The sequence below is a fragment of the Nostoc sp. FACHB-280 genome (genome assembly GCF_014697615.1).
Taxonomy (GTDB): Bacteria; Cyanobacteriota; Cyanobacteriia; order Cyanobacteriales; family Nostocaceae; genus Nostoc_B.
In genome coordinates this window covers 82,142-99,280 of the sequence record NZ_JACJSD010000008.1, presented here as the reverse complement: position 1 = coordinate 99,280, position 17,139 = coordinate 82,142, and the positions used below count along the sequence as shown (strand labels likewise).

8 protein-coding genes are annotated in these 17,139 nt (G+C 36.2%); 2 read left to right on the top strand and 6 right to left on the bottom strand.

Translation table 11 applies throughout. The annotated features are described in order from the left end of the window. Positions 1-153 precede the first annotated feature (153 nt). Positions 154-3,558: an SUMF1/EgtB/PvdO family nonheme iron enzyme gene (locus H6G75_RS08160; protein WP_190979451.1), complete on the top strand. Its 3,405-nt coding sequence runs from the start codon at positions 154-156 to the stop codon at positions 3,556-3,558. Between the two features lie 23 nt (positions 3,559-3,581). Next, positions 3,582-3,944 (top strand): hypothetical protein, encoded by a 363-nt coding sequence (locus H6G75_RS08155; RefSeq protein WP_190979450.1) that lies wholly within the window; start codon positions 3,582-3,584, stop codon positions 3,942-3,944. Here H6G75_RS08155 and H6G75_RS08150 read toward each other — a convergent pair. The 6 genes from H6G75_RS08150 to H6G75_RS08125 form a co-directional block, all read right to left on the bottom strand. Continuing rightward, entirely contained in the window at positions 3,934-6,129 is a 2,196-nt protein-coding gene (locus H6G75_RS08150) for an AAA-like domain-containing protein (RefSeq protein ID WP_190979449.1), read from the bottom strand. The two genes, H6G75_RS08155 and H6G75_RS08150, sit on opposite strands and share 11 nt — an antisense overlap. Positions 6,130-6,153: 24 nt before the next feature. After that, positions 6,154-6,513 carry a response regulator gene (locus H6G75_RS08145; protein ID WP_199337756.1) on the bottom strand — a complete coding sequence of 120 codons (360 nt, stop codon included), beginning with the start codon at positions 6,511-6,513 and terminating at the stop codon, positions 6,154-6,156. A 277-nt stretch (positions 6,514-6,790) separates the two neighbouring features. Next, the gene (locus tag H6G75_RS08140; protein ID WP_190979447.1) at positions 6,791-12,253 is read right to left on the bottom strand and encodes an ATP-binding sensor histidine kinase; all 5,463 of its coding nucleotides are present in this window, start codon (positions 12,251-12,253) and stop codon (positions 6,791-6,793) included. A 113-nt stretch (positions 12,254-12,366) separates the two neighbouring features. Next, a complete protein-coding gene (locus tag H6G75_RS08135) occupies positions 12,367-13,467 on the bottom strand; it encodes an amidohydrolase family protein (RefSeq protein ID WP_190979446.1) in 1,101 nt (366 codons plus the stop codon). Between the two features lie 28 nt (positions 13,468-13,495). Next, entirely contained in the window at positions 13,496-15,766 is a 2,271-nt protein-coding gene (locus tag H6G75_RS08130) for a TOMM precursor leader peptide-binding protein (protein WP_190979445.1), read from the bottom strand. A gap of 189 nt (positions 15,767-15,955) precedes the next feature. Continuing rightward, positions 15,956-16,849: a hypothetical protein gene (locus tag H6G75_RS08125; RefSeq protein ID WP_190979444.1), complete on the bottom strand. Its 894-nt coding sequence runs from the start codon at positions 16,847-16,849 to the stop codon at positions 15,956-15,958. Positions 16,850-17,139: the final 290 nt, after the last annotated feature.

Here is a 17,139-nt window from a genome sequence, read left to right as displayed (position 1 = left end):
CAAATTCTCTAGCTAGTCTGGTTTAAAGTTGGGCTACTTACTTATGGGTGCGATTGGATACACGATTGACGATCTGAACAATCCCAGTGCTAATGTTCGTAACAGCGATCGCCATCTCTGCGACAATATCCAAAGAATTAGCCTATTTCAGCAATGAACACCTTTGAGATTACCATTCAACGCAAATCAGGCGATCGCTGGCCGATAGTTGCAGAACACAGTCGCCCTGGTGAACTGCTACCAATTCGCAGTGAAGGCACTCTGGTGGTAACTCTAGAGGATGTTCAACAATTGACAAGCCTGCTGGGAAGACCAAAGGATTATGGTACAGTCTTGGGCAAAGCGTTGTTTCAGGGTCAAATACGCGATGCTTTTGTCAGTGCTTTGCGAGAGAGTGAAAACCCTCTGCGGGTTCTGCTGTTTCTCGAAGCCGCAGACAGCGAACTAAAATTTTGGCGTTGGGAAAGGCTATGCGCCCCAATTGATGGGGATTGGCAGTTGTTAGCTCTCCAACAGCGATCGCCTTTTTCTTTCTACATCCCCGCAATTACCGATCGCCGTTTTCCGCCAATTGGACGGCGTGATTTGCGAGCCTTGGTCTTGGTAGCCAGCCCCACGGATGCAGACAAGTATAATTTAGCTAAATTTGATGCCAAGGCTACGGTTGACAGTGTACGAACTGCTTTAGGCAATATCCCGACTGATGTGCTGGCGACGGTGGAAGGTGCGATCGCTCCCCCAACTCTTGACGCTCTGTGTTCTCAACTGACTGACCGGACAAAGCAATACACCATACTGCATTTTGTCTGTCACGGTAAGTTATTGGATGATGGCGAAACCGTCCTCTACTGGGCAAAAGCTGATAATACAGTTGAGCCAGTCACAGCAACACGCTTGCTAGAACGGCTCGACCCTTTACGGGGAGCTAGAGGATTACCGCATTTTGCCTTTTTGTGTGCTTGCGAAAGTGCCAGCCCTGGAGTAGAGGGTGGATTAGGAGGATTAGCCCAACGCTTGGTGCGGGATTTGGGTATGCCTGCGGTGGTGGCAATGACCGATAAGGTAACAATTAAAACAGCCCAGGTATTAGCAGAAAACTTTTATCGGCAACTCAAAGCATCGGGAGAAGTGGACATAGCACTGCATGAAGCCACAGCTAGTTTAGCCGAGCGCGGTGATATTACTGTCCCGGCTTTGTTCAGTCGCTTAGGTGCAAGACCTTTATTCAGCGACCAACTCGACCGCGCACTGACTAACTCAGAAATTGAGTATGGCTTGGAACATCTGAAAAAATTGCTGTCAGAGCGATCGCCTGTACTCTCCCATCCATTTGAGGAGCAAGCACAAAAGCTAAGAAACATTATAGTTGCAGATGTCTCCGCCTTGAGCAAGCAAGCGCGTCAAGAACGAGAGCAGGCTTTAACTGAAATAGACAATCTCTGCGATGAAGCCATAGATATCAGCTTTCATGCTTTAGCGTTAGACAAGCAACCACCAAATTACGATTCTCGCTGTCCCTTTTTAGGCTTATATCCGTTCCGCCAAGAAAACCGCGAGTTCTTCTTTGGGCGTGACGAATTAATTGCCCAACTGCAACAAAAGCTGACTGAACACAACTTTTTAGCTGTGTTAGGTGCTTCTGGGAGTGGTAAATCTTCATTGGTACTAGCTGGGCTGATTCCGGCTTTACAACAACAGCAGCCAAGTTTGGCGATCGCTTACATGACCCCAAGTAGCAATCCCAACGAACAACTGCAAATAAGTCTATCACCTTATTTAGAAAACCCCTCTCCAAACCTCTCCTCCGCAGAGAGAGAGGCTTTGAATTTTACCCCTTCCCATGAAGAAAAGGGGGTTAGGGGGTTACGTCAATCCCTAATCCTAGTAATTGACCAGTTTGAAGAACTGTTCACCCTCTGCACTGATGAAGCTCAACGCCTCGTCTTTATCGAGCAAGTATTAAGCCTGACTCAGCAGCAGAAAGTCGTAATTACGATGCGAGCAGACTTTTGGGGAGAATGTGCGCCTTACCAAGAACTCAAAGAGTTGATGGAAGCAAGGCAAAAATTAATTGCGCCGATGAACGTTTCAGAACTGCGAAAAGCAATGGAAATGCAGGCTGCTCAAGTGGGGTTACGTTTTGAAGCTGGCTTGAGTAACAGTATTTTAGAGGATGTTCAAGGTGAGCCAGGTGCTATGCCACTGCTGCAACACGCACTGCTAGAGTTGTGGAAACGGCGACACGGCAGATGGTTGCGTTGTGTAGAGTATGAGGCAATTGGCGGTGTGAAAAAGGCAATTTCTCAAACTGCCGATGATGTTTACAATCGTTCACAACCAGAAGCACGAGAGCAAATCAAGAATATCTTTGTGCGCCTCACCCGCTTGGATGAAGAAGCTGTACAAGGTGAGCAACGCCGGGATACACGACGGCGTGTTGGGTTAGAGGAGCTAGTACCTGTAGGTGGGGAGTTGATGGGAACTAAAAATCTGGTGCAGCGATTGGCTGGGGAAGGTGCGCGGCTCGTAGTGACGAGTGTAGATGAGTCTACAAATCTTGAAGAAGTGGAAGTTGCTCATGAAGCTTTAATCCGCTACTGGCCAAGATTAATTGATTGGTTGAATGAAAATCGGACTGGTTTACAACTGCGTGAAACTATCCGTCAGGCTGCGTTTGAGTGGGAAGAAAAACCAACAGACGAAAATTATTTAGTACATCGAGGCGGGAGGTTAGAAGATGCTGAGACGTTATTAAAGAAAGCTGGATTTTTGAACCAGCTTGAGGCTAATTATATCAGTGCTTGTGTGGAGTTGAGAGAGCGATCGGCTTTAGAGCAAGAGCAAAGGCAACAACGAGAACTACAACGGGAGAAACAAGCACGGCTTGGTTGGCAATGCCTGGCTGGTGCTATGACTATCATTACTATCCTTTTCATCAGCTACTTTGCTTATCGTGAAAAATTACGGTTAGAAGCATATTCTTTAGGAGAAACAGTGAAGATACCAGCAGGTAAATTTTACTTTGGGGCAAAGAATCCTCGTGGTAATGAGATATCAGTAAGACAGATCAATCTTGATGATTTTGAAATTGATAAGCATCAAGTTTCTAATCATCAGTATGGTTTATGTGTTAGTTATGGAGCTTGTTCTAGACCAGTAATGCAACCACAATTATTTCTTGACAAAAATAATCTAGACAAACCAGTTGTTGGAGTTACAGCTTTTCAAGCCAATGACTATTGCGACTGGCTGGGAAGACGCTTGCCAACTGAATTAGAATGGGAAAAAGCTGCACGTAATTCTCAAAATTTTTCATCTACTCTCCCCTCGTGGGAGTGGACTTCATCTTATTTTTTTAAGCAATTCAATTTTCAACTATCTAAAAAGCCTTGGTATATCAATTCTGAAATTTTAAAATTAAATCAGCCATTAACTTTAAGATTTCTAGGAAGAAAAATTACAGTTCGTCAGAGTGCTTTACCAGATTCTCAAGCTGAAGATACAGGTCTACGTTGTGCTAAATCCAAAAAGGATGATACATTTATAAATATAATTTAATAAATTTTTTAGGAGAGCAAAAAATGCCTAACTGTACTATAAAACCGGAAGAAAAAAGTCAGATTGTTAATATTGATATCTCCGATGCCGATTATTTTGAAATAAAAGTAAAGGGTGGAGAAGCAGTCAAAGCTGAACTTATTGAGGTTACTCATTTAGGAACTAAAAGCATAGATTCCCTAGAAATAGGTACAGGCCAGTCACAGAGGTTTAACAATATTGCTAATTTAAAAGAAGAAGCTAATTATCAAATAAAATTTACTCGTCTTCAAGTAGATAGTAGGAAAGAGGTTACTTTATCATTTGAAGCTTACAAGATAACACCAAAGGAAAAAATAAGCGTTCCTGGGAGCCAAAATTATTATAGGAGAATATCTAATTTATAATTAATGTAACAGAATCCTCAACCCAACTACTATCAAATATCAGTTCATAAATCCGATTATGAACCTTCAAAACTCCCTGTTGCTTAACTACTAACCCCGACAACAGCAACTCCTTCTCTTGTATACTATCAACAACACCCACTTGCCCATGATGGAGAATTTGCTGATATAGTTCTAGTAACCCAACAGGGTAGAGAGTATTCTTGAGGATGCGATCGCGGATTGTTCGCAAGTGTTCTGGCTCATCTTGAGATTCCCAATTGTCAATAATATGCGATCGCACCAAATTTTCCATCCAAACTGCTTCCAAGTTTGGCGGTATTTCCGAGGTATAACTCCGGATAATTTTACAAAGCTTTTGCGTTAAAAAAGGCTGTCCATTTGTCCAAGCTAATACTTCTTTCAGCACTAACTGAGGATTGCTAACTTTTGGTGTTAATCCTTGCAGTAAAGGTTGAGCTTCGTGTAATTGAAACCCATTTAACTGAATTATTTTACCAATATTAAACGGTGTTCTTTGATAATCATTAATTAAATCTGATGGTGTAGCGACACCAAACAAAGCAAAGGTTAACCGTCGATATTCTGGGTTAAGACTACGCTGATTATAACAAAAACGAATTAACGCAAAAAAATCATTAACAGGGAAATTTAACGCTAAAACACTATCAATTTCATCAATAAAAATAAAAATATTTTCGCTATCAACTTGCTTGAGTAATATATTTTCAATAAACCGAGCTAAACATTGAATAAGTGATAAATCTTTTTGTTCATTCCACCAATTTTTAAAATTAACCTTACCCAACAAATTAAAATTCTGCCACAATTCAAGTATTAATCCTTTGTACCATTGAGTAGGAGTAGTATTTTCACTACCCAAACGAGTAATATCAACTGCTGCACAACTAAATCCTTCTTGTTGAAGATGGTGTATCATGCGTACCATCAAGCTTGATTTACCCATTTGTCGGGCATTGAGGATATAACAAAACTCTCCAGATTTTAACGCTTTATAAAGATAACGATCTGCGGAACGCACCACGTAAGTCGGTGCATCCATAGGTAAGCTTCCGCCAACTTGATAATCAAAAGTTGAAGCTTGTTCAGCACTTCTCAGCAGTGCATTTTCAAATATTAATTCTGCTTGCGTAGCTTTGAGAATTGCCAATGTTTGTGTTAATTCTTGCGTGCGTTCATTAACTTTTTGTTCTAAATTTTGGTTAGATTGGGCTAATTCTTCTTTTGTATTTTGCAAAGCTAGATTTTTAATTCCTAATTCCCAAATTAACTGCGATCGCTCTGCTTCTGAGCGTTTGCGTTGTGTGATATCCTGAAAAGCAGCTATGGCATAAATAATCTTTCCTTGTTCATCAAAAATTGGTGTAGCTGACACCTCCAAAGGAATAATATTGTCGCCTTTGCGAACTTCCATATCTTCAACAGTGATACTGTCACCGTTCAATGCTCGTACAATTGGGTGCTTTTCTGTAGGATATAACTGTTCTTTTTCCGATATATAAACTTGATAAAACTCACTCAATTGAGGTGGTGTAGTTTCTGGTACAATTCCTTTACCAAGTATTTGTTGGGCTGTCTGATTTGCATAGAAAGGTTGACCATTGCTGTTAACTACAAAAACGCCTACTGGGACAGCTTCTAAAAATTGAGCTAACTTGGCTTCGCTGGTGCGTAATGCTGCTTCTGTTTGTTGGCGTACTGTGACTTCTTTTTGTAGACGAATTAATAACTCTGCTTGAGCTTGTTGTGCTATTAGTTCCTGTTCCTTAATACCTTTCATCTTCTGGACATATTGCAGAGTTTTGTAAGTAGTAATTTCTAAATCTTGAAAATTAATCGGTTTAGTTAAAAAATCAAAAGCACCGCGATTCATCGCAGCTCTGATATTATCAATATCACTATAAGCAGAAATAATTACCGCTTTAATCATTGGATATAACTCATTAAGTTGATTTATTAAAGTTAATCCATCCATTTGCGGCATATAGATATCAGTTAATACTACATCTATATCTGGCTCTATTTGAATTATTTCTAATGCTTCAATACCATTATGTGCAAAAAATAAATTAAATTGGTTCTGTCGAATTTCTTTTCTAAATTTTTGACGGAGCAAGATTTCTAAGTCAGGCTCATCATCCACAACCAGTATTTTAGCTGGCATAGTTTATTACCTGATTAAGCTAATTTATAAATTTAGGATTTTTTGCTTGAGTTGATTAAATTCAATTGGCTTAGTAATATAGCCATCAGCACCATACTGTTTTGCAGTTAAATAATTTTCTTCATCACCATAGGCAGTAATAATGAATACTTTCAAAGCTGGATATTTTTCTTTAATTAGTTTGAGCATTTCTAAACCATTCATTCCACGCATATTAATATCCGTGACAATTAAGTTTAGACAATTAGTTCGCTTACTTTGTAAATATTCCAGTGCTTCTTCTGCTGAGAAAGCAAAATATAGTTTAATTTGATTTTCTTTAAGTTCTCTCCTAAATTTTTGTTTAAACAAGAATTGGACATCTTGTTCGTCATCTACAACCATGATCTTCATTTACTAAAATATGATTTGACAAATTGAATGAAACATGTATTTTAAAGAGCTATTAAAATACAGTGTTTATAGAATATTATCGTTAAAACTAGAGTATATTATGCAGAAATGAGGCTAATATTAATCAAGGTAACGTCTTACAGCTATAAGATTTTTTATTGCTAAAATTTATTTAGAAAAATGTAATATTGTAAAGTATATAAACGTAATTTTAATTGGGTTTGTGGTTGATAAGCGATCGCTTCAGCATTAACCAAGACTACCTCTTTTAGCCAATCATCTTTGGCAAAGTGATAATAAATTCAGTATAATTATTTACTTCACTATTGACTTTAATTTTTCCCTGATGCTGCTGGACAATAATATCATGAGTTATAGATAGTCCTAAACCGGTGCCTTCACCAGTAGGCTTCGTAGTAAAAAAAGGATTAAAAATTTTATCTATTATCTCTGGCGGAATACCTTCACCGTTATCATGAATGCAGATTTCTACTTCCTCACCTAAATCTTTTGTACTCACTGAGAGCGTAGGTGCAAATTCCTCAGCGATAAACTCTGTTTTTTCTTGCAAACACATTTTCTTTTGATGTGCTGCGTAGCAAGCATTATTAATGATATTTATTAAAGCGCGATTAATATTTTCGGGTACGACGTTTATTTGACCAAGACTAGGATCATAGTCTGTTTTTATAGTTATCTTGAAAGCTGCATTCTTGGCACGCATTCCGTGATAGGCTAGGTCAATAGCATCTGCCAACAAAACGTTAATTTCTACTAGTTGACGCTCACCAGTTTGCCCCCGTGAGTGCATCAGCATTCCACTTACAATATTATCTGACCTTTTGCCATGCTCATATATTTTTTGGGCATTTTGTTTAATATCATTTAAAATTTCTTCTATATATTTTTTGCTTGTCGAGTCTAAAGAGTCTTTTTGATTTTCAATCTCTTCTGCTAGTTCCTGAGCTAATTCTATGGATAGTTCAGCAAAATTATTCACGAAATTTAAAGGGTTTTTAATTTCGTGAGCGATACCAGCAGCTAAAGCTCCTAGTGAAGCTAATTTCTCTTGAGCAATAATCTGAGCTTGTGTAGCTTTTAATGTCTGCAATATACTTGCTAACTCATCATTTTTTTCTTCTAATTCTTGAGTCCTTACCTTAACTTTTTGTTCGAGAGTCCGATTATAGTCTTCTAATTGTTCGTAAAGACGAGAATTTTCTATAGAAATAGCAGCTTGAGCCGAAAGAATTTTTAAAACTTCGACACGCTCGACAGTAAATGCACCAGTGGTTAAATTATTCTCTAAATAGACAATACCGCTAAGTTTACCTTGATAAAGTAAGGGTGTACAAAGGATAGATTTAGGTTGAGTAGTAATAATATATGGATCATGAATAAATTGACCTTGATTAGCAGCGTCATCTAAAACGACATTTTTATGTGTGTTAAATACATAGTTAATAATAGTAGTTGATAAAAGATGTCTTTTACTATCAGCATCAACAGTATCTACAGGAATTGATTGTAGTGTAGTAACTTCTTCTGTATTAACTACACCTTCAGCTTCAATAACTAAACTACAATTCTTATCAAGGATCAATAAACCTTTTTGAGCGCCTGCATTTTCAATGATGATCCTCATCAACTTTTTGAGCAGCTTGCTGAGAATTATTTCATCAGCTAGAGTTTGGGATGCTTTAATAACTGTTGTTAAGTCTAACACTTCTATATTACTGTTAGTAGTAGAGTAAGTGGTATTAATAGTTTCAGCACCCGTTCGTTTTGTTACACCCACAAAAAAATGTGAGTATTTAGACTCTAAATCTTTAACTTTAGCTGCTGCACCCCAGTAGGCATAAAAATGGTGTGCATTCTTCATATATAACTGTCCTATCTCCTCTCTGGCAATAGAGAGATAAAATTCTGCCGCACGTTCATAAGCTAAAGCTTCTTCCTGAATAAAGCCTTGTTTTTTTGCTCCTTGAATAGCTTTTTCATAAAAATCTTGAGCTTCCCAATGCTGTCCTAATACTCGTGCTTTCTCTGCTTCTATTAATTCATATTTGTGTTGATAATTGTCTGGGCAATGATTAGCCCAGATTTTCATTTTCTCTTGATTCAATGCTACTTTTGCTAAAAATTCATCTTGACAATTATTTTCTCTATCAAAGCAGCAAGCAAGTAGCGCCAGGGAATAGTAGAAATTATGTTGTACTGCAACTATATAAGAAGCAGAACTCTCTGAATTATTTTTTGCTTGAATAGCATAACTAACAGCTTGGTGATAGTCATGAAATAGATAATATAATATTGTTTTCGCTAAATAAGCACTAAATAATAACCATACAGCCTTGTTTTGATTCCATTGCTCTAGTAATTTTTGCTCTTCTGCCAGAGAATTTCCAATTATGGCAAAATTTCCGTCTTCAGATTCATTTATTAAATTAACAACAATACTTCTACAGTTTCTCATGTAGAAAATTGTATATTGTTGTTTTAACTCAATATTTAAATTAATGTACTCTTGATATTTATGATTTAATTCGGCAAGATTATATCCACTAAACATTAAAAATAAGCAATATGCTGAAGCTGCATAAGAAGTATATTCTATATGTCCTGTATCAAGTCCTATGTTAATAGCTTCTTGTAATGTTTCAATTATGCTACCTTCACGAATAGGTTCTTTCCAGTGTCGAATAAAACCGCTTGTATAGTGGAATACGAGTGGTTTAGCTTCTTTAATATCAAATTTTTCTAGTAAGTTTAAAGCTAATTGACCAAATCGATAACCAGTATCAATATCTTGCATCATTCCACACAAAAGTTTGCCATAAAAAGTATAAACACTAGTAGCTTGTGGTGGATTACCATACTTAATGCAAAGATTCACCGCCGTTAAAGTTACTAAAGAATATAAAAGAGGATTACTAATAATTGTCGCAGTAGTAACAATCATTAAGATTCTGACTGCTGCAAGTTTATACGGATCTGCCATCTTTGGTAAATTAGACAAATCCTCAATTTGCTTATCTTGCAAAAGTAATTTTACAGTTTCTTGCTCTTGATTAATATGAGTGATGTCTGGTATTTGAGGTAGATTAATTCCTAGCTGTGCTAAAACTTGGTATGCAGTATTTATAGCTAGTTGCATTTGAATTTTAGCAATATAAGATTGAATTTTGAGTTCATAAATTCTGACTTTATCAAGCAGAGACTTAGCTTCGGATAAGACAATATTAGATAGATTTTCAGCTTCCTCAAAATTAGTATTCAGGTATTGTAATTCTACAGCTTCTACATAAAGAGCCAATGTTAATTCATACTGAACATTCCAAGTATTTGCTGAAAGTAATTCTAAGCTAATTTTAATATATCTAATAGCTGTTTCATAAGCAGCAGCATTCTTAGCTTTTCTACCTGCTATTAAATTTAGACGAGCCAGATTATCTTTTTTTGTTTGATTAGTAATTAAAGATAAACTGATATTTAAATGATTGGCAATATTAAATATATTTTCTGCTAATTTATCTTGTGTAATATTTTCTAACAGAAGTTGACCGACTTTGAAATGAGCTTCTTGCTTTTGCTCATTTGGAATTAAAGTATAAGCAGCTTGCTGAACTCGGTCGTGTAAAAATTTGTATGATATGGAAGCTGGAACATCAGGTATCTTAGCAGAAGATATTACTGTGCGATCGCTCTTTTGTTCCCGCCAAAGAATTGGAATTTTATACGCCTCACTCAGAGGTATAATTAAGCCTTCTTGAATAGCTGGGAAAAGTTCAATAGCTGTATCTCTAAGAGACTTTTCATTGACTATCGCAAGTACATCTAAATCAAATTCATTACCAATGCAAGCAGCTAACTTTAAAGAATCTTGAACACTTTTATCTAGCCTCTCAATTTTAGTCACCATTAAATCAACTACGTTATCAGTTATCTCTACCCGTTGAATCTCTGCAATGTTCCATTGCCAACAACGATTACTATGATCAAATAACAAAAATTCTTGTGTATATAAAGCTTGAAGTAACTGAGTCAAAAAGAAAGGGTTTCCATCAGTTTTATTAAATACTAGTTCAGCTAAGGTTTTTGACTCTTCAATTGAGCAACCCAGTGTATCAGCAATTAATTCTTCTACATTCTCTAACTTCAAAGGCTGGACAATAATTTTATTTAGATTAATTCCAGCATTTTGAATTTTATCTAAAGTTTGCATCAAAGCATGAGTAGAGCTAACTTCATTATCTCGATACGCTCCAATCATTAAAAGGTATTGGCTATCGATATTAGCCATGAATAGTTCAATTAATTTTAAAGAAGCAGAATCTACCCACTGTAAATCATCTAAAAAAATAACTAAAGGATGTTCTTTTTTTGTAAATACACCCAGGAATTTTTGCAAAACTAAGTTGAAACGATTTCGAGATGCAGTTGAGCTTAACTGTGGTACTGAAGGTTGTTTGCCAATAATTAATTCTACTTCAGGAATAACATCAATAATAACTTGACCATTTGTTCCAAGTGCTGCTAATAATTTCTGTTTCCATTTATAAAGGTGCGTCTGGCTTTCTGTGAGTAAATGCTGAATTAATTGTTGAAATGCTTGTATCAGGCAAGTGTAGGGAATATCACGCTGCAATTGGTCAAATTTACCGGAAATAAAATAACCCTGTTTCTGAACAATTGCTTTATGAATTTCCTGAACTAAAGCTGATTTACCGCTACCAGAATAACCAGCTACAACTACCATTTCTGTCGAGCCAAGGCTTACTCTCTCAAAAGTTGTTAATAGCTGCTCTACTTCTTTTCCTCTACCATAGAGTTTTTGCGATATTTTAAACTTATCTGAAATATCTTGGCTTCTTAAACTAAAATTAGAACACTTACCAGATTTTTCTAATTGATTCAGACAAGTTTTTAAATCTGCTATTATTCCCCCAGTACTTTGATATCTCTCTTCTGAAGTTTTCGCCATTAATTTCATGACGATATTTGAGATAATTTTAGGGCAAATTTCTTCCCCTACTACAATATGTGGTGGTAGAGGTAATTGAGCTATATGACAATGTACCAACTCTATAGGTTCAGTAGTTACAAAAGGTAATTGCTGAGTTAGTAACTCATAAAAAGTCACTCCCAAAGAATAAAAATCAGTCCGGTAATCTATCACCCGATTCATTCTGCCAGTTTGTTCTGGTGAAATATAAGCTAAGGTTCCTTCTAAATGTTCAGGATTACGAATTATCGGGTTTTCTCTCGGTAAAATGCTAGAAATGCCGAAATCAATAATTTTAATTTGTCCAGTTTTTGGGTTAAAAACGATATTGTACGGGTTGATATCTTTATGGATAATATTGGCAGTATGAATAGCACTCAAGCTTTCGGTAATTTTGATAGCAAGTGTCAAAAACTCTCTTAATGTAAACTGTTGCCTTTGCATTAATACTTTTAAAGATTCACCACCAAAATCTTCCAAAACTATAAGCAAACTATTTTTATATCTGTGTAATTCATAAGCTCGGATTACCCCATCTAAATTTAAACAATGGGTAATTTCATATTCTTGTTTATACCTAATCAATTCTGATGGCAGAGGATAATCTTCTTTAAGAATCTTCAATATTACAGGCTGACCATTCTGGCTACGTATAGCTCTATAGACTAAAGAGTTAGCACTTTCATAGATTTTGGCTATAATTTGGCAGCCAGCAATGGTATTCATAATTGGTATGGATTATGTTGCAATATTTAAAGTATCTAGCAGAGTAATTTATTTATGAATATTTCCTGTAATCCTAGTTTAATTATATGCTGCTGAGTATAAGCAAAGAAAAATTATTGTAAACCATAAAAACGGGACGGATTATCCCAAAGAATTTTTTTTACAGTTTCTTCTGGTAGTAGTTCGTGAAGAGTTTTTTGAATGTGGAAACATCCACCTTCTCCTTCTGTTTGACTCCAATGAACATGAGGGTAGTCAGAACCAAAAATTAACTGATCTGCACCAATATACTTAATTACCGACTCAACGCCAGGTTCTCCTAGTTCATACCCGATAAAACATTGGCGTTTAAAGTATTCTGAAGGTTTGAGCTTGACATTATCCTTAACTTCCCAGTAATGACATTCATACTCTTCATCTAAACGCCATAGCCAGTAAACTAACCAACCACAACCAGACTCTAGAAAACCTACTCTTAGCTGAGGATGACGTTCTAGTACTCCTCCTTCAATTAAAGCAAGCATAGCCATCATCTGCTCCATAGGATGGGAGCAAGAACGCAAGGCAAAACGAGTATTGAACCTATCTGCACCAACTGTAGGCAAGCGGCTATGAGTGCCTTCGTGAATGCTGACGGCTATTCCCAGTTGTTCACACTCTGTCCAAAAAGGTTCATAAGCAGAGTCGCTCAATAACCTTCCCTTAACTGGGTTGGGACGTAAACAGACTGCTTTGCAATCAAATTCTGCAATGCGATGCAACTCTGATACCATTTCTTCAGGCGTATGAAGATTAATCATCCCTACTCCTTTAAGAATTTTTGGGTCATAACTGCAAAAATCTTGGTACAACCAGTTGTTGTAAGCGCGGGTAAATGCACCTGCTAAATTAGGTTCCATCGTATCAATTGCTATGATTGACATTCCCAATGTTGGGTAAATAAAAGAAATATCAGCGCCCATTCTTTTTGTTTCTAAAACATGAAGCTCATTAGTGAAGCCATTAAGTCGAGCCATTGGATGAGCTTGCATGATCTGTTTATTCCATTGAGCGACAACTTCACCGGAAGCTTTATAATAAATATCTTCACCTTGAATTTTCATGTCTGGTGATGGTGCAAAGCTTTTATAAGCAGGTTCTAAATACTTTGCCCACATATCAAAAGGTTCAAATACATGGGAATCTGCATCAATAATTGAATATTCTTTTACCATTAATCTATCACTTAATTTCAATTAACTATTACATCCACATGGGAAAAGGATTAAGTTGATTCTCAGTTAGTGGCTGCTTCAAGCAACCCATGTTTACAGGAACATCATACAATCTACCTGAACCTAAACGTCTCCACCAATGACGCATTCCCGGAACAATTACTTTAACTACCCTCAGTTTAATATCTGCACGGGTTTGATCCAAAACCAGCATTTCCATACCATTCTTTTCAACTAATTGCTGACAGAGCATGATATCTTCCAGTAAATCTTCGCTCCAATTATGAGGATAATTAGTACATAATTTAGGTGTGATATTTTTATCGGGAAACAGATAAGATTGATTTTCTACTGTTGCTGTTTTCCACCATTTAAGAGCGAGGGAATCTGAAGAAGCAGGATATTTCGTACTACCATCAGCGTTCGCAGATAAAACATTAGGAAGAATTTGGTTTATTTCGCTTAAAGCTCTGCTCATAGCAATCTGCGGATCAAAATGAGTGCCAAAACCAAGGATAATATCTTCTGCTGGGCTATCTGTTCTGCGACTGATAGCAGCAAAGGTTGGGATGTTTAAATCGTTAGTAATATCTAAAATCCACAGTTCCCGATGAATTGTTTGGTAATATTTCTTGAGAGCTAGAAAATAAGGGTCTTCAAAACTTTCTATATCTACCTGTGGTTTTTTGAGTCGGTTATACCACCACAAAGCCACACAATCACGTTCTACTAATTCCAGAAAACCTTGAAGGATTGCTTCTTCTAAAGTATTACCAGCAGCACAACCATTAGAGTCAGCCCAACACTCAGGCATTAACAAGTTAGGATAGCCGTAATAACAATAGGCTGTTGGTAAATACTTAAATTCTTGATGAGTTAAAGACCAAACTGGTGTCCACTCAATTTCTTTTTCTTCATCAAAAGGTTCAGGAATTTTTTGGAACCAGCCAGAACAATTTGCATTCCAGTTGTGGCGATCGCTATATTGTGCTTCACTAAAATTCATACAGGCATTAGGATGAATCGCTTTATCTATAAGTTGTTGATAACTTCCTGTTTGCCTATTTTCATTTCCTTGAAATACCCCAGAATACCGTTCAATAGCTTCGCATAAGGCACTAACCTTTGCTTGCTGGTCAGTTTTTCCTTTTCCTGCACTTCTACCGCTAATATTTTGCCGTAAAGCATTTAAATCATCAAATATCGTAGCAAAGTGATGCCTAGCTACATAGGTATGAATTAAAGTGTGGAAATTTTGATCTATTTTACCTAGCCCTCTAACTACTCCTGTTAAAGGACTAATATGGTGTTGATATTTCTTGAATGTTTCCTCTGGAGAAATACATCGGTGTCCTCCATCTAATGTAAATGTTTTCTGCCGATGTCCTAAAACTATTGGATATGGTTCAGCATTAAATCCATTGCTATTACCACAGCATGGGCATTGAGGACGCTTTACTAAAACATGGTTTTGTATTTCTAAAGAAATAGTGTCATGGGTAACTAGCATCCCCTCCAAGCGTTTATTTTCACCTTGAACTATCCATTTAAAAATTTCAGTAGCAGCCATTCCTAATGCAGTTTGATAAGTGGTAGCTAACGAACCCAGAGGAGGAGTTAAAGATGTGGACATTCCTTGATGTCTTTCGATAAATCTTTCTACAGGTTTATTATTTCGCAAACGTTGAGCTAGACAATGCCAACAACCTGTTTTACCAGGAATAAAGATAGGCCCTATCCAAACTATTGTGCCTACTGGTTTCACTAACATCCAAGGCTTATTTAATTTTAAGGCTTCCTCGTTAAAGCTTTTTAACTCATTATGCAAATAATCATCAGTTAAAACTATCTCTATATCTCCTAATTCGGATGTTACTCCAATATGTAAAGATTCAAGAGTATTTTTAAATTCATCAACAGGAAGATAAGAGCTAAAAGATTTGATTGCTACTTTAGTTGTTTGTAATCTTTGATAAGCAATCTGTGTATTAATATTTAAATTTTCACAAAAAATTTCTAAATTAGATGGTAGACATTCATTGCTATCAATAATATAGCCCATTTTTTCCATGACCATCAGAGCATAATAAATTTCACTAGCAGATATACTTTTTTGCATAAGTAAGTCAACAATTTCATCAACTGTATACTTGCCATTAATTAATGGAATTAACATTTGATATACAGAACCATTGAGGAAATTAGCCTTTCTTTCAGACAGTAATAATGTATGCTCATTATTTTTATTTAGAAATTCAAAATATTTAAAGCTAGTTTTTAATTTTGGACGAGTCAACATATTTCTTCACCTCAGTTCGTTAAATCGAACACTGTTTGATAAGCTAATTATTATTTTTTACAAATTCAAGCACCAATCTTAAGATGAGAGAATAAAAAACTATTCTCCCACCATCATTTTTACCAGACTTAAATGTTTGATTTCAATATCTTTAGGGTAATAAATCCTAAAAACACTATTTATCAACCATCAGCAAGTGTAAGGAATCCATTCATTGCTTGGTGTCCAAGGAGCAGAATATGAGTCATTTTCTACCCATTCCCGTAAAACATCTTCTGGTAAATTCTCACTGCTAGGTTTTGGAGGATAAGGTACATTTATCTTGTAACCATATTGTTGTGGTGTTATTCCTCCTTTATATTCACGCGGTGGCTGATTCCGCTCAACGTGAATATCAATCTTAAATTGAGCCTCAAATTCAGAGATAATGCCATTATTAACCAGAAAGTCTTTATCGATATTAATTTCCCTATTTTCTAGCCATGATTTAGCAATCAGTTGAGAAAGTTTTTTATTGGGAATCAGAGTATTGAAGGGTGCTATTTCTATGTCTATTGCTTTTTGGTCATCTCTGACTTCTTGTTCATCTGGTGCTATGTTGGCATTAGCCCCTTGGAAAACTTTTACACTTGGTAGTAAAGGAACTTGCAAATTTTTGATTTCGCTGGCATTTTCATTCAGAAGATTCTGTTCATTAGGTGAATCAAAAACTATGACTTTTCCTGGCTTTTCTATATTCACCTCTGGTTTTGGCGGTGGTGGTGCTATCCAAGGAGAACTTTTCGGATCACTTGCAACCCAATTATAAAGCCAATCTCTGATATCTAAATCCTCTAATACTTCTGGGTCTGGTCGATAAGCAGGCATGACAATTTTCTTATCTACCTCATCTATTTCAACTTGACTGATTTCTACTAAAATTATCCGAAACACTTCAGCTTCTTCTGGAGACAAGATTTTCTGTTCAATCAGAAAGCTTTTATTTTCTAAAGGAATAGTCTTACCATCTAACCATGACTGAGCGATTAGCTGGGAGAGCCTTTTTTGGGGAATAAGAATATTATAAGCATTCGGTAGACTCATCGTTTGTGCATCCTAAAAATTGGAAAATATTCTCATTTGGCAAATAGAAAGATGAGTTTGATTTAGCGAAATTTATAACTAACTAAAAAGCAATAACTCATCAAACCTACATTTGCTTAACTACAGTTAATCATATCGTTATTAATATTTTACGAATATAAAATATTAATAACGATACATTTTTTTATAATTGTAATTATTATGAGTTTTCAAAGATTTTCATATTAAAAATATGAGTTTTTATATGAGAAAAATATGTTGCCATTTTAAACAAGTAAAGTTAGATAAAA